Here is a 20,617-nt window from a genome sequence, read left to right on the forward strand (position 1 = left end):
ACAATCCCCCAACGCAACATTTGCTTGGGAGAGGTTTTATTCGTTCTCTTGCTGAATGGTATGCGTTTTTGTCACGTTAAGCCCCAAACGTTTGGCCAGCCGAGTTAAGTTTGCTCGGTCAACTTGCAATAAACGCCCTGCCTTTGCCCAGTTAAATTCCGTCATTATGAGAGCTTCACTGATCAATCGCCGTTGAAAATCATCGGTCGCTTCACGCAGCCCTTGTTCTGAGTGGAGTAAAGAGGACGGAGACTTTGTAGGAAGCACAGACGAAGTCGTTTCAGGCAGAGCTTCATCCAGCGGGCCAATATCTTCACTGGTGACGGTGATAACCGGTTGCGCAGTTTGTTTCGCTCGAGCTTTAAGTGCCGCTCGGTTAATCACGTGTTCCATCTCTCGAACGTTGCCGGGCCAAGAATAGTAAATTAAATGGCTGAGGGCTTCTTGATGTATTTTGAGTTGAACAATACCCAGCTTGCGTCTTGCTTGTTCAAGAAAATACCCCGCCAGTAATGTTACATCACCAATGCGTTCCCGAAGCGGTGGTACATAAATAGGATAGACACTTAACCGATGGTAGAGATCGGCTCTAAAGCGACCCGCTTCCACTTCTTGCTTAAGATCTCGGTTGGTTGCCGCTAGAATACGGACATTAATGGTTTGAACTTGATCCTGCCCAACGGGTTGAATTTCATTATTTTGGAGTGCTCGTAAAATCTTACTCTGTGCCGCCAGTGGCAATTCGCCTATTTCATCTAAAAATAGGGTGCCTCCATCAGCAAGAGCAAACTTCCCCATCCGTTGACGATCTGCGCCAGTGAAAGCCCCTTTTACATGACCAAATAACTCACTTTCTACCAAGTTTTCAGGAATCGCAGCGCAGTTGACATAAATAATGGGTTGGCGTTTTCGAGAGGAAAGGTGATGAATGGTTCGAGCAACCAGCTCCTTGCCAACGCCTGTTTCCCCATGAATCAAAATCGTAAAGTCAGACGGTGCAACGACATCAATATCCGCTTTCATCGTTTGCATGGCTTCACTACTACCAATAATTTCACCACCATCACGTTCCCACACCCCTTCATTTAAGGCTTCTAAACGCTGTTGGCTTTGTTTGGCTTGCATTTCCAGTTGGGAAAAAGTGAGGGCCATTTTCAGGGTTGAGGCTGCGATAGCAGCGAGGACTTCTAAGCTACGCAGAGGAATATTATCGAAAACATTAGGTGTTAAGCTGTCTAATGTGAGAACGCCAAGCAGTTTATCGCTAAAGATCAAAGGTAATCCCATACAGGCGTGCATAGGAAGATCATCATCATGATCCATCAATAAGCCATCAAAAGGATCGGGAAGTTCGCAATCGGCATCAAAACGAACAGGGGTGGTTGAATGGCAAATCCTTTCTAAGCGGGGATGATCACTAATGGAAAAACGTCGGCCTAATGTATCTCTTGTGAGCCCTTGCATAGCAAGGGGAACAAGGGTTTCACCTTGTAAAGACATGAGCACGACACAATCGCACTGAATCGTTTTGCGAATCGCATCCAATAGACGATGAAAACGATCTTGATCGTTTAATCCACTGGCAAGGCCAATGGTCATGTCCACCAGTGTGGAAACAGAAAAATCTTGCATAAGCCACTCAAAAAGAGAATTTTCGATATTCTAGAGTCATATTGACTTTATTAAAAGGGTTAATTTGACATGAGATTAGATGAGATGTCTGTTTTTTACTTATATAACATATGGTTAGTTGTTGGCATTAAAACTGCTATATAACCTATAGCAGTATCATCATTTTATAGAGTGACGCTAAAGTCACCGAATAATTATCATCCAGATTTGAGGAGAATTGGATTTATGCTCAATAACCATACCATCGCTATTATTAAAAGTACCATTCCATTGTTAGAGTCAGCAGGCCCTGCATTGACTCAACATTTTTATCAGCGGATGTTTACGCATAACCCGGAATTAAAAGATATTTTCAATATGACGCATCAGCAGAGTGGGCGACAAAGTGTTGCTTTATTCGAAGCGGTGGCGGCCTATGCGAAGAATATTGATAACATAGCGGTGTTGACGGCGGCGGTTGAACGCATCGCTCATAAACACACCAGTTTCAATATCCAAGCGGATCATTACCAAATTGTAGGGCATCATCTTATTGAAACCCTAAGAGAGTTAGTGCCTGATGCTTTTACGGCAGAAGTGGAAGAGGCATGGACGGCGGCTTATCTGTTTCTTGCCCAAATTTTTATTGATAGAGAAGGGGAGCTGTATTTACAGCGTAAGCAAGCCGTTGGGGGCTGGGCTGATGCGCGAGAATTTATTGTGACAGATAAGCATCCTGAGTCACGCTATGTCACCAGTTTTGTGTTAACCCCAAAAGATGGTCAACCTGTGTTGGATTATCAGCCGGGACAATACATTGGTGTAGAAGTGAAGCCAGATGGTCATCGTTATCAGGAAATTCGCCAGTACTCTTTATCTCAAGCGGCTAACGGGAAAGATTATCGTATCTCAGTCAAACGTGAAGGGGCGAGTCACGATCACGCAGGCATCGTGTCACATTATCTGCACGACCATGTACAAGTTGGGGACAGCATTTCTGTGTATGCTCCCGCTGGAGACTTTTATTATGTTGAGCGCCAACGTCCGGTCATCTTAATTTCTGCCGGCGTAGGGGCGACACCAATGCAAGCCATGCTGAATACGTTATCAAAGCAAGAAAAAGATAAGGTGACGTACTTATATGCCTGCCACTCCCGTCAGCAGCATACTTTTCTTGATGAAACAGCCTCATTAATTGCAGTTCAAGAAGCTAAAGGGAAGCGGTGGCAGAAACATGTATGGTATTTGGAAGGGGCAGAAGAAAACGTAAACTTAGGGCAGATGAACCTTTCATTGCTTGAATTACCATTCGATGATGGTGATTTCTATCTATGTGGTCCATTAGGCTTTATGGAAAGTATCGTTAAGCAATTAATGGCGTTAGGTGTGTCTAGTGAACGTATTCATTATGAAGTGTTTGGCCCTCATGCCGAGTTAAACCACTATTGTTAGTTTGTCCCCCTCTAGCCATATTGGTTTGGAGATAAAATGAAAATAGCCAGCTTAAAGCTGGCTATTAAATAATTTGGGCGTCTATTACAGGACTTTGATGCTTTCAGCTTGAGGGCCTTTTTGACCTTGAGTGATCACAAACTCAACTTTTTGGCCTTCAGCCAGAGTACGGAAACCGTCACCTTGGATTGCACTGAAGTGAGCAAAAACATCAGGACCGTTTTCTTGCTTAATGAAGCCGAAACCTTTCGTTTCGTTGAACCATTTAACGGTACCAGTAACAGGAGTAGACATAGTAAAAATCCTAAAAAACAATTTTATATAGGCCGATCTCGGCACGGATAGCGTGGAAAAGTAGATTGCTATTGCGTACGACACGACGGGAGTTACAAGGAATCCAACGAAACAATGTGTATACAATGAACTTCATTTCTAGCTATCATCGAGTCTAGAACAATCTCTTGGCTTGTCAATCGGAACTTGAGGTGAGTCGCAGACGTTTTTGAACTTTTGCTCATTTTTTTGCTCTATGCGGCATTTCTATGTAATTCATCCTATACTTATTTCCCTCCATTCAGCGCCTCTTATTTTCTGTTCTCAACTTGCCTATTGATGTGCTTATGTAAACCAAGGATATTACTGAGATCACAGATTCGAAACATAACCCAATCGAATGATAAAGTTAAAAAAATGTATTCTTTAAGGATGGCTTTCGATAGTTAACAGTAAATGAATGCTCTTAATGAGTTGGCGATATATTCAATTGTTTCATTTTTGTAATCAGTGACCTTATATCAGGCAGAGTGAGAGATTTTTCGTTCTTGAATTTAGAGAGGTAAAGGAGTACTACAAGAGAGAGACCTTGTGAGTTTTTAAGAAATACATTCCGTCATGCGTTTTCTTAATCGTGCTTGAGCACTAAGGAAGGTAGAAGATGAAATGGTTATTCATTGCTATCCTATCAGTTTTGGCGGCTATCGCATCTGCGGAGCATTTTCATTCATTTTTACTTGGTTCTTCGATTGCCGTTGTCGCTGTCAGTAGTGCTTACTGGCTTTCCTTTCGATGTACTCGTTTTCCAGAACTTGCTCTAATGTTACTGTTTTTAGGGGTAATAGCGAAAATGGTCATCACCATTATCGGCGTATTGTGGGGTGTTTCATCACAATGGATGACTTCCCCAGCGGTTTTTGGCCTTTCTTATTTATTTTTCTCTCTTGTGACCACCTATTTTTGGTTTTGCCATCGTTCAAAGTTGCTACGGACTCCAGGCTCTTTTTAATGGATGGTATAGGCGTTTTTAGGGTAAGGGCTCGTTTTCTGTTCGGCTATATTCTACTGTGCTTTTGAATATGAGTTTGTATTCTAATGGCATGGTAGGATGAGAAAAGAATGGAGAGATTAAAGTGGATGCTGTACTGTTTGGTTTGGAAAAAGTGTTGCTCTTGCTGGGTGTCGCCTGCTTTTTAACGGGCATTATTCGTTATGGAAAGCGTAGCCAAGATTGGAAAGGTATCGTGACCATGTTTTATAAAAGAATTCCGATGTCTATTGCGGAGTACCGATGGTATCGATTAGGCGTGGTCATCGTTATCTTGGCCATTATTTTACGTATTGTATTACTGACGTTTTGGCCTAACTGACACGTATCTGGTTGAGCGCAGAGTATTTATAACGTCACCTAGCTTATCGGTTTAATTTGGGTATACACTTTTAAAGATTGGAAAATAATAAATAAAAACATTGGTGGTAGTTATGTCGTACCCAGTATTGATCTGCGATGATTCGGCGTTAGCCAGAAAACAAATGGCACGCTCCATCCCTTCTTCTTTAAATGCAGATATCATGTTTGCGATACATGGCATAGAAGCTTTGGCATTGCTTGAGGAACATACCTTTAAATTAATGTTTCTTGACTTGACCATGCCCGAGCTAGATGGATTTGGTACATTAGAAGCCATGCAGCAACGTGGTGATACCACACCGGTTGTCGTGGTGTCGGGAGACATTCAACCGAAAGCGAAAGAACGGGTGATGTCACTCGGCGCTCGAGCTTTTATCCAAAAGCCCATTGATAAAGAAATACTGAATTCAGTGCTGCGAGAGTTAGTGGAACCGCCAACGCAGCCTCGTATTGTTACCCCTGTTGATATCGAACTTCCCATCCTACGGCGGCGAGATGTGTACATGGAAGTGGCTAACGTATCCATTGGCCGAGCGGCCGATGCGTTGGCACGTCATTTTGATGTGTTTGTCCATCTTCCTCTGCCGAACGTCAATATTTTTGAAGTCAGTGAATTACATATGGCATTGCGCGATCTGGCCGAGAACGATCAGGTTTCAGGCATTTGCCAGGGCTTTAGTGGTGAAGGTATTGCGGGTGAAGCATTAGTTTTACTTAGTGATTCGAGTGTGGCGGATTTAAAAAAATTGATGAAAGTGCCGGTTGATAGTGAAGAGTTAGAAGAACTTGAGCTATTAATGGATGTCTCCAATATTTTAGTCGGTTCTTTCCTCAATGGTTTGGGTGAGCAAGCTGAAGTCCGTTTTTTCCAAAGTTCGCCCGTTTTACTCGGGCAGCATGTCACGATTGATTCTGTCATTCAATCGACATCCGGTTCATTTAGTAAGACGATGACTTTTGAAGTGAGTTATACCATTGATGGTACATCGATTCGATGTGATTTGCTGTTTATGTTTGTCGATGAGTCTTTGCCTTTGCTAGACAATAAACTCGCCTATTTAATGGAGGAGTTCTGATGTTATCACTGCCTGCTGAGTTTGAGCAGTTCCACTGGATGGTGGACATGGTTCAGAATGTTGATATGGGGTTGATCGTACTTGATCGAAATTACCATGTGCAAGTGTGGAATGGTTTTATGACTCATCATAGCGGCAAGCAAGCTCATGATGCGATTGGTCAGTCATTGTTTACTTTGTTTCCGGAAATTCATCAAGACTGGTTTCAGTTAAAAACGAAACCTGTTTATGATTTAGGTTGTCGCAGTTTTATCACTTGGCAACAACGGCCCTACTTATTTAAATGTCGTAATGTGCGTCCAGTCACTCAACAAGCGGAATTCATGTATCAGAATATCACGTTAAATCCGATGAGAACGCCAACAGGGAAAGTGAACTCTCTTTTTCTTTCTATCCAAGATGCGACAGCTGAAGCGCTAGCGTATTCACACTCTAAACGGTAGAACGGAAAACACAGACCGATCAAACGATATCTAAATCAAGGAGATAACGGTGCTATTACCCAAAATTTTCTATACCCCTCAACAAGTCAAACGTGGTGAACAGCTCGCGGCAAAGGCGCAAGGTTTAGAAATGTTTCGGTTAATGGAGCGAGCCGGTCAAGCGGTGTTTACGGTTGCTCTGGCTCAATATCCGGGATCTCACCATTGGCTGATTTGTTGTGGCAGTGGCAATAATGGGGGGGATGGTTATATTGTTGCCCGTTTAGCTCAGTCGGTCGGTATTCAAGTGACCGTCTGGCAATATGGTTCACCAGAGCGTTTACAAGATGATGCTCGCACAGCCTATTATCATTGGATTGATAGTGGTGGTGAGGTTTTTCCCTGTACAGAGACATTGCCTGATGGTGTGGATGTGGTGATTGATGGGTTACTTGGAACGGGCGTAAAAGGTGAAGTTCGCCCAGCGATGCAATCGGTGATTGAAACCATAAACCGCAGTAACATTCCCGTGGTTTCTATTGATATCCCTTCCGGATTATGTAGCCAAACAGGTCGTGTATTAGGTTTAGCAATCGAGGCACACCATACGATCAGTTTCATTGGGCTTAAGCAAGGTTTAGCCACAGGGCAAGCCCGTGACTATGTTGGACAATTACATTTTGCGGGATTAGGGGTTGAAGAGGCGTTTAATTCTCAAAATATCGCCACATTGAAAGCGATTGATAGTAAGGCGGTACAACAACTTCTTTATCCCAGAAAGCGCACGGCTCATAAAGGATTGCATGGTAAAGTTTTGCTGATTGGCGGTAATGCTGGAATGGGGGGCGCTGCAATATTGGCTGCGCAAGCTTGCGTTCGAACGGGGAGTGGTTTAACGGCAGCTTTAGTTCAGTCTGATAATACCAAACCTCTGTTAGTGAGTTGTCCAGAGGTCATGACGTCTAGTTGGGATGAACAGTCGATATTTGATTATCGGTTAGGTTGGTGTAGTGTCTTGGCTATTGGCCCGGGGTTAGGACGAGATACCATTGCTCAGCAGTTGATGAATACCGTACAAAGTATCAATAAGCCGAAGGTGATGGACGCGGATGCTCTGTACTTTTTGGCCCAATCTGCTTGTTATGATGAACAGCGGATCATTACGCCGCATCCGGCAGAAGCAGCAAGAATGCTTGATTGCGATGTGGAAAGCATTGAGGCTGATCGCTTCCAAGCGGTCAAAGCGCTACAACAGAAATATGGTGGTGTTGTGGTACTGAAAGGTGCCGGAACCTTAGTGTGTAATGGGCAAGATATTTATGTTTGTCTGGCTGGGAATCCCGGGATGGCCAGTGGTGGTATGGGCGATGTTTTAACGGGGATCATTGTGTCATTACTTGCTCAGGGGCTATCATTATTTGATGCTGCTAAAGTTGGCGTTTTAATCCATAGCCAAGCGGCGGATCAAAACGCCGAAGCGTTTGGTGAACGAGGGCTGCTTGCGAGTGATTTAATCCCGCATCTGCGCCGCTTAGTCAACCGTTAAGCAATCAGCTCATTACCCGATGATGTGCCTTGGGTAAAGGCCAAAATATTGTTGAGCGTGGTCTGAGCAATATTATTGAGGGCATCTTCGGTTAAGAAGGCTTGGTGGCCAGTAAAGAGCACGTTATGGCAGGCTGAGAGGCGGCGGAAGACATCGTCCACAATCACGTCATTCGATTTATCTTGGAAAAAAAGATCTTTTTCATTGTCATACACGTCAAGGCCGAGAGCACCAATTCGGCCTTTTTTCAAAGCTTCGATAGCGGCAACTGAATCAAGTAACTCGCCTCGGCTAGTGTTGATGATCATCACGCCATCTTTCATTTGATTAAACGCTTGTTCATTCAGTAAGTGATGATTTTCTTTCGACATCGGGCAGTGTAGCGTAATGATGTCGCTTTGAGCATAAATATCTGAAAGTTCAACATATTTTGCTCCTAACTCAATGGCGGCAGGGTTCGGGTAGGGATCATAACAGAGAATGGTCATGCCTAATCCTTTTAGAATTCTCATGGTCGCCACCCCAATTTTCCCTGTACCAATCACGCCAACGGTTTTACCGTAGAAGTTAAAACCCACCAAACCTTCTAATGAAAAGTTAGCTTCACGGGTTCGTTGATAGGCTTTATGAAAACGACGGTTAAGGCACATCATCAGCCCAACCGCATGTTCTGCTACCGCTTCAGGAGAGTATGCAGGCACACGAACCACTTGTAAGCCAATTCTTTTTGCCGCTTCTAAATCGACTTTGTCAAAGCCGGCACAACGCATCGCAATAAGGCGTGTTCCCCCTTGATAAAGCTCATTTAAGACATCTTCACCCAATTCATCATTCACAAAGGCACAGACGACTTGGCACTCTCGAGCCATTTGAGCTGTTTTTTGAGTTAAGCGAAAATCATGGAAGTGAAGTGTCAGTGCTTGAGGGTCGACAAAGCGGGTAAATGAGGTTTCATCGTAGGTTTTAGCGCTAAAAAAAGCGACGTTAATCATAGTTGCTGTCTCCTTAAATAAGATCAGACTTAGCGGGCTAAAGGAAAGAGCCCAGAAGTATTCCCTTGGGTATAAACCGAATAGCAATAAAAATAAACCCTATTTTTTATGTAGAAAAGGGGTTTGGTTGACAGTATTGTGATTTTTAGAGAAGAGAAACGTGGGAAAATGGTCGTTTTATAAGGTGATTTAGCTCACGTTATTGCTTTTGTGTCGTAGAGTTGCTTTTATCGTGAACCAGAGTACTTTCTGTGTAAACGAGAGTGGTGGTATTCGTTTTTTTCAAGATATTGAGATATAAGCCAATTTGTAGGTTTTTTTTATTTTTTTTATGGGGGGATTATGAACAAGTCTGGGGTATGGAATCTTCGCAAGGGTAACATAAAAAAAAATGAAATATCAGACTTGCTGGAAATAAATCGCACCCTATAATGCTGAAAACCGGAGCGTCTGCCAACGCTCCGGTTTTTTTGTGTCCGAAGAATAGTCGCCTTGTCTGCCAACAGGGTGACAACGCACAGTGCGATGAGACACAAGCCGTGTATCAACTAAGGAATATTACATGCGTATCGAACAAGAACTTAAGTTAGGTTTTAAAGATGTCCTGTTTCGCCCGAAACGTTCAACCTTAAAAAGTCGTTCTCAAGTAAATTTAACCCGCGAGTTTACCTTCAAGCATAGTGGCCGTCAATGGTCTGGTGTCCCTGTCATTGCTGCAAACATGGACTCGGTAGGAAGTTTCGCAATGGCAAAAGCATTAGCGGAACATGGTGTGATGACCGCCATCCATAAACACTACACCGTGGATGACTGGGCTGAATTTGTAAGAAATTCAGACAGTGAAACGCTCAGTAAAGTGATGGTATCTACCGGAACCTCACAGGCTGACTTTCAAAAAACCAAAGACATTATGGCTATGTCTGAAGAGCTTATTTTTATCTGTATCGATATTGCGAATGGTTATTCAGAGCACCTAGTGGATTATGTTCAGCAAGTGCGTACGGCTTTCCCCGATAAGGTGATTTCAGCGGGAAATGTTGTAACTGGTGATATGTGTGAAGAGCTGATTCTTGCTGGTGCCGACATTGTTAAAGTCGGTATTGGCCCTGGGTCTGTGTGTACGACTCGAGTGAAAACCGGGGTGGGTTATCCTCAACTGTCAGCGATTATCGAATGTGCTGATGCTGCTCACGGTTTAGGTGGCTGTATTATTGGTGATGGTGGCTGTACTTGTGCGGGGGATGTTTCAAAAGCCTTTGGTGGTGGTGCAGATTTTGTCATGCTTGGCGGAATGTTGGCAGGCCATGAAGAGGCGGGTGGTGACATCGTCGAGAAAGACGGTGAGACATACATGAAATTTTACGGGATGTCATCAAAGAGTGCGATGGACAAACACTCTGGTGGCGTTGCCGGTTACCGTGCGGCCGAAGGAAAAACCGTTCTATTACCTTATCGTGGCAGTGTACACGGAACCATTCAAGACATCCTTGGTGGTGTGCGTTCAACCTGTACATACGTAGGTGCAGCAAAGCTTAAAGAGCTAACCAAACGTACAACATTTATTCGTGTGTTAGAGCAAGAAAATAACGTGTTTGGTAAAGAGAAGTAATTAAAGAGCCAATAATATAAAAATAACCCCACTTTACAGTCTTCCAGCCATATTTTATCGTTGGAGCCTAACTAAGGTGGGGTTGTTGTTTTTCAAGAAGATTATCCTTCAATTGGATATTTAGGTTCGTTGAAAAGGAACATCTCCTATGTGTTTAGGCGCAGTCTTTTACTTTTAGACGATTTTTATTATCTCGGTTAGCTATCACTTGCTGTTGGTCATCAATTGCGCCTAGTGTTTTTGCTAAACGATCATACATCACCACATTCACCGTTGCTGCGAGGTTCATGCAACCATGTGTAGGGATATAAACCACGTGATGTGCTTTATTCACGATTTCTTGTGGCAGTGAGCCATCTTCAGGCCCGAATAGATATATCGCGTTTTCAGGGTGAGTGAAAAGAGGCAATGCCGTCGCGCCAACCACCAATTCCACACAGACAATTTCCACATCATCGGCAAGCTCTGCGGTGAGGTCGTTCATTTCTACTAAACTGATACGCTGATGCGTTTTTTGAGTATCTGTTTGAAATTTTACAGCACGATTATAGCGGCTCCCATGGTAGCGCACTTGAGTGGCGTTATAGCAACCTGCGGCGCGCATAACCGCCCCTACGTTGGTTGGGCTTTTGGGATTATACAGCCCAATAATGATGGTTGACGGGGTTGTCATCGTTGTTGTTCTACTTTTGTACTGCTCATGTTAGAGCATAAACTTATCTGTGGCGGGGATTATCGCTCGAACTTTACAGAAGTACTACTGGTTCGATACGAGAAATTTTATCCATTAGGAAGGGAATGGGGCGGTTGGTACCTATGAATGCTCACCATGACGTTGAGTTAAAGAGAGGCTGAAAATTTCATGAACGAACATGCTTAACAGACAAAACGTTCAAAAATGGTTATGCTTCGTAGTCATTGAAACCAATCAGTATAAGTAGATAACGTTATATGAGAATTTCTGTTGATGGTGGGTCATTTAAAGTGGCCATTGAAACTGAGTTTGATGGACTCGTTGCAGAGGCGACGGCAATTTTTCATTCGACTCGCACACAAGCGCAGAGTAATGACCGTGCCATTTTACGATTGCTGCAAATTATCATCGAACATAGTGAAGACGATGATGCTATTGGTTATGCGGTACTGGGTTTATTAGGTTGGTATAACGAAGTGATTAACCCCGTAGAAGATAAAGATATTGAGTTAAATTTACCTAAAATCTTGCCTCATGTGCTCAACCCAAATGGCGATCTCACCGCGATGAATATCAATGAGCCCCAGACGTTTACACATTGAGTTTATTGGTAATGGTTGATATGGCGCGTTGTTAACAATAAGGTTAGGTTTTGATCGCTCTCGCGCCAATTTTATCTACTATATCATCACCTACTCTCCTACCTGATTTTTAATCCATTGGAAAAATGCACTAAATCGAGGGCGAACTTCATGCCCTTTCGGACAAATTAAATCGTACCCTAGCCCAGAAGGGATACGTTCAAATGGCGCAATCAGCTCACCGCTCTCTAGGTAGGGTTTAATCAAGTGGTAACGGCCCATGGCTACTCCCATTGATTGCCTTGCGGCCACCATAGTGAGTTCTTCATGATTAAAGTTCCGCTGGATGTTTAAAGCCTAATCAGAAAGATAAAACTCCGTGATATGGGTAGCTTGGGTTTTTAGGCGTAAGCTGCCCTTTATGCTTTCTTTATTAAATCATTAAACCGCATTCGTGAGAGACGAAAGAATGTTCCTGTCATTTATGAAAAAGACCACTGTTAATAAAGCTGTCATGCAGCCTCGTTAGGCTTTGATTTTATCATTAGACAGAATCTAAGTAGAAGTATGGTTACCTCTTCCCAGCATTGTATTGAATTGAATCATATCCTAAAAAACAGAGCATTAACGCCACTTTTTCAACCTATATTGTCGCTTTCAGATGGTGCGATAAAAGGATTTGAAGCCTTGATTCGGGGGCCTTCTGATAGTCCTTTACATTCCCCAATCCAACTGTTTAAAACCGCTTTAGCCTGCGGAGAGCTCGAACCTCTAGAAATGCTTTGTCGAGAACTGAGTATTTTGGCTTTTTCTGCAGCCCAAGTTGATGGGCAGCTGTTTTTAAATGTGAATCCATTACTATTATTAACAGAAAATCACACCAGTTTATTGACAAAAAGTTTGCTGGAGAAGATGCAGCTTAATCCTGCCAGAATAGTCATTGAAATATCAGAACAATACCAAGTAGAAGATCCCGACTTATTGATTAATGCGGTTCACCATTACCGTCAGCTTGGGTTTAAAATTGCCATTGATGATTTAGGCAGCGGTTTTTCAGGCTTGAAGCTCTGGTCTGAATTGAAGCCAGATATTGTGAAGATTGATCGCTACTTTATTGATGGTGTACATCGTGACCCAACAAAAAAAGCATTTGTACAAAATATCATTCGTTTGGCGAAAACCATTGGTGCGATGGTGGTAGCAGAAGGAATTGAAACGGAGGAGGAGTTTTACCTTTGTCGAGAATTAGGCGCAGATTTTGCGCAGGGATATTTATTGGGCCGCCCTCAGCAAAGCTTAGTACTACAGCACCGTTATATTTTTCCCGCTCATCGTGAACCGGAAAATTTAGCCAATGATTGTATTGAGCAAATTGTGCGTGATGCGCCAACAGTTCCTCACTATCGATTAGCGATGGATGTGTACGCTTTATTTAAAGAGCAACCAGCATTACAAAGTATGGCTATTTTGAAAAAAGGTGTCCCTGTTGGGTTGATTTGTCGTACTCAGTTGGAAGGCTTTTTCGCACAACCTTTTGGCCGAGCATTGTATGAGAAAAAACCGATTAACCAATTGATGAATCCAACCCCTGTGATTGTCGATACCAGCTATTCTTTAGATGAAGTCAGCCGTATAGTGGCGGAAGATGAGTGCAATGCTTCTAGCTGGTACTTCATTATTTGCCGGAAAGGGCAATACCTCGGGTTAGGCTCGGTTCGGCAACTGTTAAAAAAAGTCAGTGAACGTAAATTACACTATGCGCGTTATGCCAACCCTTTGACTTTATTACCGGGGAATGTCCCTATTTATCAGCAAATCGAACGTCTTCTTCGAGAAGAGGTTGCCTTTTCTGTCGCCTATCTTGATCTCAATAACTTTAAACCGTACAACGACATTTATGGATACAGTAAAGGTGATCTTGTTCTGCAAATGCTGGCTGATATGATTCAGCAGCAGGTTGCTGGGACCGGAAACTTTGTTGGTCATATTGGTGGTGATGATTTTGTGATCATCTTTCATGGTGATGAGGCAGAACAGATATGCCAAAAGCTAGTGGCTCAATTTGACGATTGCGTTGTGAATTACTATACCAGTGAAGATCGACAGCGTGGGGGGATTGTTGCATTAAGCCGAACGGGAGAACGTTGTTTCTACCCGCTACTTTCTCTATCAATCGGAATTACTTTTCCGGATCCTGAGCTTTGCCTGAATTATCATGACGTGGCTGCGCTCTCGACCGCCGCAAAGTATGAAGCAAAAAAATTGGCCAGCAATGCGGTATTTGTCTCTACTCGCCGAGGTCCAGCGCAGTTACAAGTGAGTTGAATTAATCTCTGTTGCGTGCCAGATATTTTTTCGGAAACGTTAGCTTTTTCTTTCATTGACAAGGCATTATCTTGTTCAAAAAAATTGAATGTTAATGTCAATTTATCCTAGTTTTCCTCATTCTTTATTTCTTTAGAATGGCTACATCGATTGAGGGATAACCCATCCAGTTCAAAATTAGATAATGAATTTTATTGAGGAAGATATCATGCAAGCACGTATTAAAAAACTCGTTGAATCTAAAGCCGGCTACAGCACATTGGCACTACGTATTCCTGTTGGGATCATCTTTATGGCACATGGAGCTCAAAAATTGTTTGGTTGGTTTGGTGGGTATGGCCTTGAAGGGACAGGGCAATGGATGGACTCTATTGGGCTTGGCCCTGGTGTTGTCATGGCATTTTTAGCCGGAAGTGGTGAATTCTTTGGTGGCTTGGCCATTCTATTGGGCTTGCTCACTCGCCCTGCGGCAGCGGTTCTTTCATTTACCATGTTGGTCGCCATTTTCTCGGTACACTTTGCAAATGGGCTGTTTATGGCAAATAACGGTTATGAATTTGGTTTGGCTTTATTAGCCGCCAGTCTCTCACTGATGCTATCAGGCGCCGGTAAACTGGGTTTAGATGGGATTGTTGCGAAAAAGCTCATGGCTAAGTAAAAATTGGTGAAGCCATTGATACTCTTCTTAGCCAGTATCGTGAGCCAGTAGAAAAAATAAATCAGCGCCGCATGGAGTCTTCTATGTGGCGCTGCTGATTTTTTGTTCAGAAATGCCAATTGTCAATCTTAATGAGAATTGTTTGCGATATTAGTTAGAGGTGAGTATGCTTAGCTGTTCTGATAATGAACGGTATAAATGATGAGCCATCGACGACTGACTCAATTGTTTGAGCATGCCAGCCAATATTCGCCTTACCTGAAAGGCTATGATAAGCGACCGGATCACGGGGTTGGAATCCATATTGCTCAAAATAATACGGCAGTAATACAACCTCTTTTTCATGATATCAAAAGTGGTGCCCCCGAGGCCGGATCGGCGTATTGGCTAACTCGAACGTGGGACCTGCTCTGCTGGCAGCCGCTGGCTCTTTCATTGATTGCGATTCATGAGCTAAAAGCTTTGCCGGATGTTCAGCAGGTTCATCAATGGGTTCATACTCCCTTGATCAGCGGTTTTTATTTTGAATCTGCACAGTTTGAACAAGGCAGTGTACCAATATTGATTCAAAAAGCCGGACAGCAGCTGCAGATTCTGTTTGAAGCGTATCGCAGTGAAATGGATCAGTGGGTGCGAATCCGTCCCGGGTTTACGCGACATCTCTGGGCAGACAATTTATTGAATGGATTACTTCGATTACAGAAAACCCAACTTGATTTTGGGAGTGAGCAATGGATGGAGTACGCAAAGCTGTGGCTTGATGCTTGCCAGTTACCCCAGAAGTATCTAGACAACATAACGTTGACATCTCAGCGTAATGAATTACAGCTTACGCGCACCAGTTGTTGTTTGGCCTATCAATGTGCTGGGCGTGAAATGTGTACGAATTGTCCTCGTCAGCGGAATAAAAATAGCCTTTTAGCCGCATCGTGAAGCCAATAAGCACCGAGTGGTTCGGTGCTTATTTACAGTGTAAACGCTTAAGCCAATTTCAATAATGCAAACTGTTTTTTACCACGCTGAAGAATATAGTAACGATCAAAGAGAGCAAAATGTTCATCCATGTTTTCGTTTTGAACGCGTTCACCATTGACTCGAATTGCGCCATTGGTGAGCCATTCTCTCGCTTGGCGCTTCGAGCTTGCCAGTTGAGTCTCCAGCAGGAGTTCGATCAAGTTATCGGCCTGTTCGGTATGAAAGCAAGGTAAGCCGTCCAGTTCCAACTGTTGTAATTCACTTAAACTCAGTTGGTTCATCTCGCCGCTAAATAGGGCTTGGGTAATACGCTGAGCGCTAAGGAGGCCTTCATTACCATGGACAAATTGAGTCAGTTGCTGGGCGAGAATTTGTTGTGCTTGGGGCTTTCCTGCGCGAGTGTTGTCTTCTTGCTCAATGGCTTCAATTTCCGATAAAGAGAGAAACGTGTAGTAACGTAAGAAGCGGTATACATCAGCATCATCCGTATTGAGCCAAAATTGGTAGAAAGCATAAGGTGAAGTTTTATTGGCATCGAGCCAGACAGCACCACTTTCCGTTTTACCAAATTTTGTTCCATCAGATTTGGTGATCAATGGGAGAGTCAGCCCATGTACACTGGTATTATTAAGTCGACGAGTGAGGTCGATACCACTGACAATATTTCCCCACTGATCATTTCCACCAATCTGCAAATTGCACTGATAATGCTGGTTGAGATGAGCGAAATCAAAAGATTGTAGCAAGGAATAGCTAAATTCAGTAAAAGAGATGCCTTGGTCTGGGCGGGCTAAACGTTGTTTGACCGATTCTCGGTTGATCATCGCATTGACTGAAAAGTGTTTACCCACATCACGGAAGAAATCGATGATGTTTATCTGCCCAATCCAGTCTGCATTATTAACGGTGACAAAAGGCTGCTGAAGGTGAGGTGTCATCACTTGCTGAATTTGTTGCGACAGATCGGTAACCCATTGTTGTACGGTTTGCGCTGAATTTAAGCTACGCTCAGCGGTTTTAAAGCTCGGGTCGCCTATCATGCCAGTTGCACCACCAATCAAAGCAATGGCTTTATGCCCCGCATCTTGAAAGCGTTTGAGCATCAACAATGGAACCAAGTGGCCGATGTGTAAGCTACCGGCGGTAGGGTCAAAACCACAGTAGAGCGTTTGTGGTGTAGAAAGTAGAACGTTGAGTTCCTCTAGTGGGGTGCTTTGGGCAATTAAACCTCGTTGATTGAGATCGTTAAGGAAAGGGTGTGAATTCATATAGCCTCCGATGTAATCTGCTTGGCAGAGTAGCGGAAGAAGCCAGTAGGATGCGATGTCCCTAAAGGGACAGTTCGCGTTATTTTTTTCTAAGACTCATTGCCTAATTGAGGTGAGGCTATCAGGTGGTTGAGAAAAAGTTGAAACAGTTCACTTAATGATGAGACATGTAACTGAGCATAAATATGTTTACGATGATTTTTGACCGTACCCTGTGAAATGTTTAGTTGGTGGGCAATGTCCTGTGAGTCTAATCCTTGGACAAGCAGTGAAGTGATTTGTTGTTCCCGTGGAGTTAAATGCTTTGCTCCAAATTGATAGATTGCCTGTTCGACCCAGTGACGTATATCGGTATGGGTTTGTCCATTTTCAGACAGCAGTAAGGGCTGGTGTCCCCAATGTTGACGGCACAAAGCTTCGAGTATGGAAAAGCGCTGTTTGAGTGAAGTTAGCTGTTTGGTTGTAATGTTTTTCTCTTTCTCTAAGATACCTAAATATACGACTATCCAGCGTGTTTCATCTAAATTAACCGCAATGCCAACCTCATCTTGCCAACCTGTTTTTTCATAAAAATCGGTGTGATACTCTTGCTGAACATGTGTGAATGCCAACTGGCTGAACTCTGAACGATGTAAGATCCCGGTGTGTTGTTGTTGGGCGATAGCGGTATAGAAAGGATCTTGTAAATAGGTGTGAGTTAAGTAGTGCTGAAAAAGTAACTGACGCTGTGAAGGAATTGAATCATAAAGATAAATCGGATGTTTATTTTGTCGATATCCTAAAATGACGGCGCAGTCGAAAGGGAGTATCGTTTTCAATAAATCGATAAGGTGTGAGGTAAAATAAGGCGTTTTAAGTGCTGCAATGGCGTTACCGAGCTGATGATATTCTTGGTTATTCATACATAAATTGAGTTAAAGTTATTGACCGAAATTGCGCATTGCTTGTTATTGAACCTCATGAATGTAGCAGCCCCGCAAATAAATTCAATGCTTATCCGAAGGATTGGTTGTAAGAGGTAAAAATCGGTACAGTCTCAAGACTGTACCGATAAGGTGATTAGTGTTGTGTCACACTGATGGCTTTTGTACTGCTATTGAAATGAATCTGATAGGTGGCGTAGTCGCCGACTTGATAATCCGTACTTGGGTAGGATTCTGTCCACAAACCATTATCAATTTTAAACCTTGCGGGTGACTCTTCACCACTGAAGGTTTGGGTTGTTGTGTAAAGGCCGGTTTGCTCATTGTAATCCAGCAGTGTTAATCCCCACCCGTTTGCTGTACCTCGGAAGTACCAAGTTTCATTTCCACCATTCGTGTTGCTGGTGCACTGAGACAGATCTTTCCATTCACCATTGGCATAGCAAAGGTTTGGTGCTGACACCTCCATATCGAGGGTTTGGCGGCTGCCTTGATCACTGAAAATGACTTTCAAACTATTGAGGTTAGTACCAAAGTCATAACAGTATTGACCATTTTGTTGGGTCATTGCTTGCCCAGGCCAAGTTGCGTTAGCAATGGGGGTTGCGGCCGCCACATTCCAGAAATAGAGGTAAGGCTGAGAGAATCCTTGCTCATTGTCATAACAGATTTGGGTGGCGTTACCTTCATCCTCATCGCTCTCTGTGATTAGGGTAAACCCACAGTCGGCTAAAGATTTCCAGCTACCATCGCTATAACACGTTCCAGTAGTGGTGGTGAGATCGTTACTCTTATTGGCACCTTGATTTGAAAAAATCACATTCACACTTGAAAGCTCAGTTTCAACATCATGGCAATAGAAATCACCATTTGCCGTCATGGTAACGCCAGGCCAAGTGGCGTTTGTGAGTGAGCCTACGGGTTGTGCTCCCCAGTAGTAGAGTGTTGGTGAAGTGTGATTAGCGGCATTGTCGTAGCAGAGGTTGGTTGCCGTAACAGGCGTAGCCGGTTTTTTCTCACCATCATCACAATCGGTGCAGGTTTGTCCTACTTTTGCTCCGACATGAATGGCCGCCGCATTATGAGAAGCCACGGTGAAATGGGCATAACCTGAACTGTCTACACTGATGGTGGTGCCACTACATGTTCCCGTTTGTGAGTTAAAGTCACCACTGATGATGTCGCAATATTCACCCGCTGGCATTCCGGTAGCAAAACCTTGGTTGATGCCTTTGTTGTCGTCTCGGTTAATGACAACAAAACCTAGCCCACCACGGCCAAAGGCGACTTGGTTATAGCCATCATCCCACCAGTTGGTTACGCGCCATTCTGCTGCGGTGTGATTACGAAAAGCCACCATATTGGCTACGCCGCGCCAGCGGTGTTCACAAACCCAGTCTCCTCCATCAAAACCACAGGCGTTCCCCGTATGTATACCTGTTGCGGGAGGGCCTGCATCAAAATCATTGAAGTAGTAGCCTGACATGACTTTGGGATACCCATAAGGATAGGCCAAAGTAAAAACGTTACCGAGGAAGTAGAGGTTACCAAAGTCTTGATGGCTGAGTACTTGCCCTGGGTTATGGCGTTCTTCATCATGGTTGGTTACAAAAGTCACGGCATCGCTGCTGCTTAGCCAACCATTCCAAGAACCAATACCTTGTAAGTCTTTAATTCCCCCGTGCTTAAACTTAGGTCCTAGGGTGCGAGCAAAGAAGAACTCAGTAACATCACCAATATAGGTATATTCCGCAGGCTTAACGGGTTCATTCTCGGCACCGATCACTTCTTGGAAAATATAAGGGGTGCCATGTAACTTACTCTTTATTGCCGCGATATCTTCGGCTGGCATATGTTTCGCCGCATCAATACGAAACCCAGCGACCCCCATACTGATCGCATCATTCATGTAGTCTGCAATTTTTTGGCGAACATACTCAGAACTGGTTTTGAGATCATTAAGTCCGACAAGATCACAATTTTGTACTGACCAGCGATTAGAATAGTTGATGTCACTGGTGCAGCTATTAAAGTCATTAACTCCATATGGAACTTCTGGGAAGTTGCGATTCCATGCCGCCATATGGTTAATGACGGCATCCACATAAATGTCTACCCCTACGTTTTTACAACGTTGCACCATATCCGCAAATTGTGCACGGTTACCACTACGGCCTTCAAAAGCATAACTAACGGGTTGGTAGCGAGACCACCAAGCCGGGTTATCGACACTTTTCTGAGGAGGGGAGACTTGTACCGCAGCAAACCCTTTAGGTCCTAGGAACTCTTCACATTCCTGAGCAATATCTTGCCAACTCCATTCAAATAAGTGGACGAATGTTGTTTTTGGAACGGTTTGAGCATAGCTTTGTGTTCCCCCGATTAAGCTCCCGAATAACATGAGTCCGGCAGACAAACTCTTGTTGAATTTCATGTTCTTTCCTTAAGTTTGAAATCTTAAAATGTAAGAAAAAATGTATTTTGTCTAAAAAGACAGCAAAACTTTAGGAGAGATAAAAAAGAATACCTCCTGAAAAAAGAGGGATTGTGAGAATCGTCATTATTTGTACAAGCTTTACTTTTCTAGATTTAAATACAGTCACTAAATGCGCATATTCACGATGAAATAAGAGAATAAAATTGGAATAGAAGTTTGGTTTTAAGTTAATATATTGATTTCATTATATTTATAATGTTCATCTTAATGGTTGATTGACACATAACGTGAGGTATTAGGCAAAATGATAGGTGAAGCGGCTAGTATGTTGAATGGCGAGAGAAAGGCATTCTCTTTGCCTTAT

General features: G+C 43.4%; 19 protein-coding genes. 11 read left to right on the top strand and 8 right to left on the bottom strand.

The annotated features are described in order from the left end of the window. Positions 1-36 precede the first annotated feature (36 nt). Positions 37-1,632 carry a nitric oxide reductase transcriptional regulator NorR gene (norR, locus tag B5D54_RS09745; RefSeq protein ID WP_078926356.1) on the bottom strand — a complete coding sequence of 532 codons (1,596 nt, stop codon included), beginning with the start codon at positions 1,630-1,632 and terminating at the stop codon, positions 37-39. 225 nt (positions 1,633-1,857) lie between these two features. Here norR and hmpA point away from each other — a divergent pair, with 225 nt between their 5' ends. After that, entirely contained in the window at positions 1,858-3,063 is a 1,206-nt protein-coding gene (hmpA, locus tag B5D54_RS09750; protein WP_078926357.1) for an NO-inducible flavohemoprotein, read from the top strand. Positions 3,064-3,147: 84 nt separating this feature from the next. Here the strand turns inward: hmpA and B5D54_RS09755 are convergent, their stop codons facing one another. Continuing rightward, positions 3,148-3,357: a cold-shock protein gene (locus tag B5D54_RS09755; RefSeq protein WP_000106983.1), complete on the bottom strand. Its 210-nt coding sequence runs from the start codon at positions 3,355-3,357 to the stop codon at positions 3,148-3,150. A 640-nt stretch (positions 3,358-3,997) separates the two neighbouring features. Between B5D54_RS09755 and B5D54_RS09760 the strand changes: the two genes are divergently transcribed. The 5 genes from B5D54_RS09760 (at position 3,998) to B5D54_RS09780 (ending at position 7,791) form a co-directional block, all read left to right on the top strand. Continuing rightward, on the top strand, positions 3,998-4,345 hold the full coding sequence (locus B5D54_RS09760; protein WP_078926358.1) for an NADH:ubiquinone oxidoreductase: 348 nt from the start codon (positions 3,998-4,000) through the stop codon (positions 4,343-4,345). Positions 4,346-4,469: 124 nt separating this feature from the next. Next, positions 4,470-4,706: a hypothetical protein gene (locus B5D54_RS09765; protein ID WP_078926359.1), complete on the top strand. Its 237-nt coding sequence runs from the start codon at positions 4,470-4,472 to the stop codon at positions 4,704-4,706. A gap of 112 nt (positions 4,707-4,818) precedes the next feature. Then, on the top strand, positions 4,819-5,823 hold the full coding sequence (locus B5D54_RS09770) for a response regulator (RefSeq protein WP_078926360.1): 1,005 nt from the start codon (positions 4,819-4,821) through the stop codon (positions 5,821-5,823). Continuing rightward, positions 5,823-6,266 carry a PAS domain-containing protein gene (locus B5D54_RS09775; protein WP_078926361.1) on the top strand — a complete coding sequence of 148 codons (444 nt, stop codon included), beginning with the start codon at positions 5,823-5,825 and terminating at the stop codon, positions 6,264-6,266. The genes B5D54_RS09770 and B5D54_RS09775 overlap by 1 nt, the downstream gene beginning before the upstream one ends. Before the next feature lie 49 nt (positions 6,267-6,315). Then, positions 6,316-7,791: an NAD(P)H-hydrate dehydratase gene (locus tag B5D54_RS09780; protein ID WP_078926362.1), complete on the top strand. Its 1,476-nt coding sequence runs from the start codon at positions 6,316-6,318 to the stop codon at positions 7,789-7,791. Here the strand turns inward: B5D54_RS09780 and B5D54_RS09785 are convergent. Continuing rightward, entirely contained in the window at positions 7,788-8,783 is a 996-nt protein-coding gene (locus tag B5D54_RS09785; RefSeq protein WP_078926363.1) for a 2-hydroxyacid dehydrogenase, read from the bottom strand. The two genes, B5D54_RS09780 and B5D54_RS09785, sit on opposite strands and share 4 nt — an antisense overlap. 562 nt (positions 8,784-9,345) lie before the next feature. On the opposite strand from B5D54_RS09785, the gene B5D54_RS09790 reads away from it, so the two are divergent. After that, on the top strand, positions 9,346-10,392 hold the full coding sequence (locus tag B5D54_RS09790) for a GMP reductase (RefSeq protein WP_078926364.1): 1,047 nt from the start codon (positions 9,346-9,348) through the stop codon (positions 10,390-10,392). Between the two features lie 154 nt (positions 10,393-10,546). On the opposite strand, the gene B5D54_RS09795 is transcribed toward B5D54_RS09790, so the two are convergent. Then, complete coding sequence (locus B5D54_RS09795) at positions 10,547-11,065, bottom strand: RNA methyltransferase (protein ID WP_078926365.1); 519 nt, start codon at positions 11,063-11,065, stop codon at positions 10,547-10,549. Between the two features lie 278 nt (positions 11,066-11,343). On the opposite strand from B5D54_RS09795, the gene B5D54_RS09800 reads away from it, so the two are divergent. Beyond that, entirely contained in the window at positions 11,344-11,688 is a 345-nt protein-coding gene (locus B5D54_RS09800; protein ID WP_078926366.1) for a hypothetical protein, read from the top strand. A gap of 90 nt (positions 11,689-11,778) precedes the next feature. On the opposite strand, the gene B5D54_RS09805 is transcribed toward B5D54_RS09800, so the two are convergent. Then, positions 11,779-12,015, bottom strand: coding sequence for a LysR substrate-binding domain-containing protein (locus B5D54_RS09805; protein WP_277872742.1), 237 nt, complete (start codon positions 12,013-12,015; stop codon positions 11,779-11,781). A gap of 219 nt (positions 12,016-12,234) precedes the next feature. On the opposite strand from B5D54_RS09805, the gene B5D54_RS09810 reads away from it, so the two are divergent. From B5D54_RS09810 to B5D54_RS09820, 3 genes are all read left to right on the top strand, one after another. Beyond that, the gene (locus B5D54_RS09810) at positions 12,235-13,992 is read left to right on the top strand and encodes a GGDEF domain-containing protein (protein ID WP_078926367.1); all 1,758 of its coding nucleotides are present in this window, start codon (positions 12,235-12,237) and stop codon (positions 13,990-13,992) included. A 208-nt stretch (positions 13,993-14,200) separates the two neighbouring features. After that, complete coding sequence (locus B5D54_RS09815; RefSeq protein ID WP_078926454.1) at positions 14,201-14,650, top strand: DoxX family protein; 450 nt, start codon at positions 14,201-14,203, stop codon at positions 14,648-14,650. A 198-nt stretch (positions 14,651-14,848) separates the two neighbouring features. Then, a complete protein-coding gene (locus tag B5D54_RS09820; RefSeq protein ID WP_078926368.1) occupies positions 14,849-15,583 on the top strand; it encodes a siderophore ferric iron reductase in 735 nt (244 codons plus the stop codon). 47 nt (positions 15,584-15,630) lie between these two features. Here B5D54_RS09820 and tyrS read toward each other — a convergent pair whose 3' ends face one another. The 3 genes from tyrS to B5D54_RS09835 form a co-directional block, all read right to left on the bottom strand. Further along, the gene (gene tyrS, locus B5D54_RS09825) at positions 15,631-16,893 is read right to left on the bottom strand and encodes a tyrosine--tRNA ligase (RefSeq protein WP_078926369.1); all 1,263 of its coding nucleotides are present in this window, start codon (positions 16,891-16,893) and stop codon (positions 15,631-15,633) included. 89 nt (positions 16,894-16,982) lie between these two features. Then, positions 16,983-17,795, bottom strand: a complete 813-nt coding sequence (locus B5D54_RS09830) for a helix-turn-helix domain-containing protein (RefSeq protein WP_078926370.1) — start codon at positions 17,793-17,795, stop codon at positions 16,983-16,985. Positions 17,796-17,952: 157 nt separating this feature from the next. Next, positions 17,953-20,250 carry a starch-binding protein gene (locus B5D54_RS09835; RefSeq protein ID WP_078926371.1) on the bottom strand — a complete coding sequence of 766 codons (2,298 nt, stop codon included), beginning with the start codon at positions 20,248-20,250 and terminating at the stop codon, positions 17,953-17,955. Positions 20,251-20,617 lie beyond the last annotated feature (367 nt).

It is taken from the genome of Vibrio cincinnatiensis DSM 19608, assembly GCF_900167345.1.
GTDB classification, from domain to species: domain Bacteria; phylum Pseudomonadota; class Gammaproteobacteria; order Enterobacterales; family Vibrionaceae; genus Vibrio; species Vibrio cincinnatiensis.

Bases quoted from the DNA above. Each gene is read 5' to 3' on its own strand.
- B5D54_RS09785 (WP_078926363.1), bottom strand. From the start codon at position 8,783: ATGATTAACGTCGCTTTTTTTAGCGCTAAAACCTACGATGAAACCTCA.
- B5D54_RS09770 (WP_078926360.1), top strand. From the start codon at position 4,819: ATGTCGTACCCAGTATTGATCTGCGATGATTCGGCGTTAGCCAGAAAA.
- B5D54_RS09800 (WP_078926366.1), top strand. From the start codon at position 11,344: ATGAGAATTTCTGTTGATGGTGGGTCATTTAAAGTGGCCATTGAAACT.
- B5D54_RS09795 (WP_078926365.1), bottom strand. From the start codon at position 11,065: ATGACAACCCCGTCAACCATCATTATTGGGCTGTATAATCCCAAAAGC.
- B5D54_RS09830 (WP_078926370.1), bottom strand. From the start codon at position 17,795: ATGAATAACCAAGAATATCATCAGCTCGGTAACGCCATTGCAGCACTT.
- B5D54_RS09820 (WP_078926368.1), top strand. From the start codon at position 14,849: ATGATGAGCCATCGACGACTGACTCAATTGTTTGAGCATGCCAGCCAA.
- tyrS (WP_078926369.1), bottom strand. From the start codon at position 16,893: ATGAATTCACACCCTTTCCTTAACGATCTCAATCAACGAGGTTTAATT.
- B5D54_RS09835 (WP_078926371.1), bottom strand. From the start codon at position 20,250: ATGAAATTCAACAAGAGTTTGTCTGCCGGACTCATGTTATTCGGGAGC.
- B5D54_RS09790 (WP_078926364.1), top strand. From the start codon at position 9,346: ATGCGTATCGAACAAGAACTTAAGTTAGGTTTTAAAGATGTCCTGTTT.
- B5D54_RS09760 (WP_078926358.1), top strand. From the start codon at position 3,998: ATGAAATGGTTATTCATTGCTATCCTATCAGTTTTGGCGGCTATCGCA.
- B5D54_RS09775 (WP_078926361.1), top strand. From the start codon at position 5,823: ATGTTATCACTGCCTGCTGAGTTTGAGCAGTTCCACTGGATGGTGGAC.
- B5D54_RS09755 (WP_000106983.1), bottom strand. From the start codon at position 3,357: ATGTCTACTCCTGTTACTGGTACCGTTAAATGGTTCAACGAAACGAAA.
- hmpA (WP_078926357.1), top strand. From the start codon at position 1,858: ATGCTCAATAACCATACCATCGCTATTATTAAAAGTACCATTCCATTG.
- B5D54_RS09815 (WP_078926454.1), top strand. From the start codon at position 14,201: ATGCAAGCACGTATTAAAAAACTCGTTGAATCTAAAGCCGGCTACAGC.
- norR (WP_078926356.1), bottom strand. From the start codon at position 1,632: ATGCAAGATTTTTCTGTTTCCACACTGGTGGACATGACCATTGGCCTT.
- B5D54_RS09810 (WP_078926367.1), top strand. From the start codon at position 12,235: ATGGTTACCTCTTCCCAGCATTGTATTGAATTGAATCATATCCTAAAA.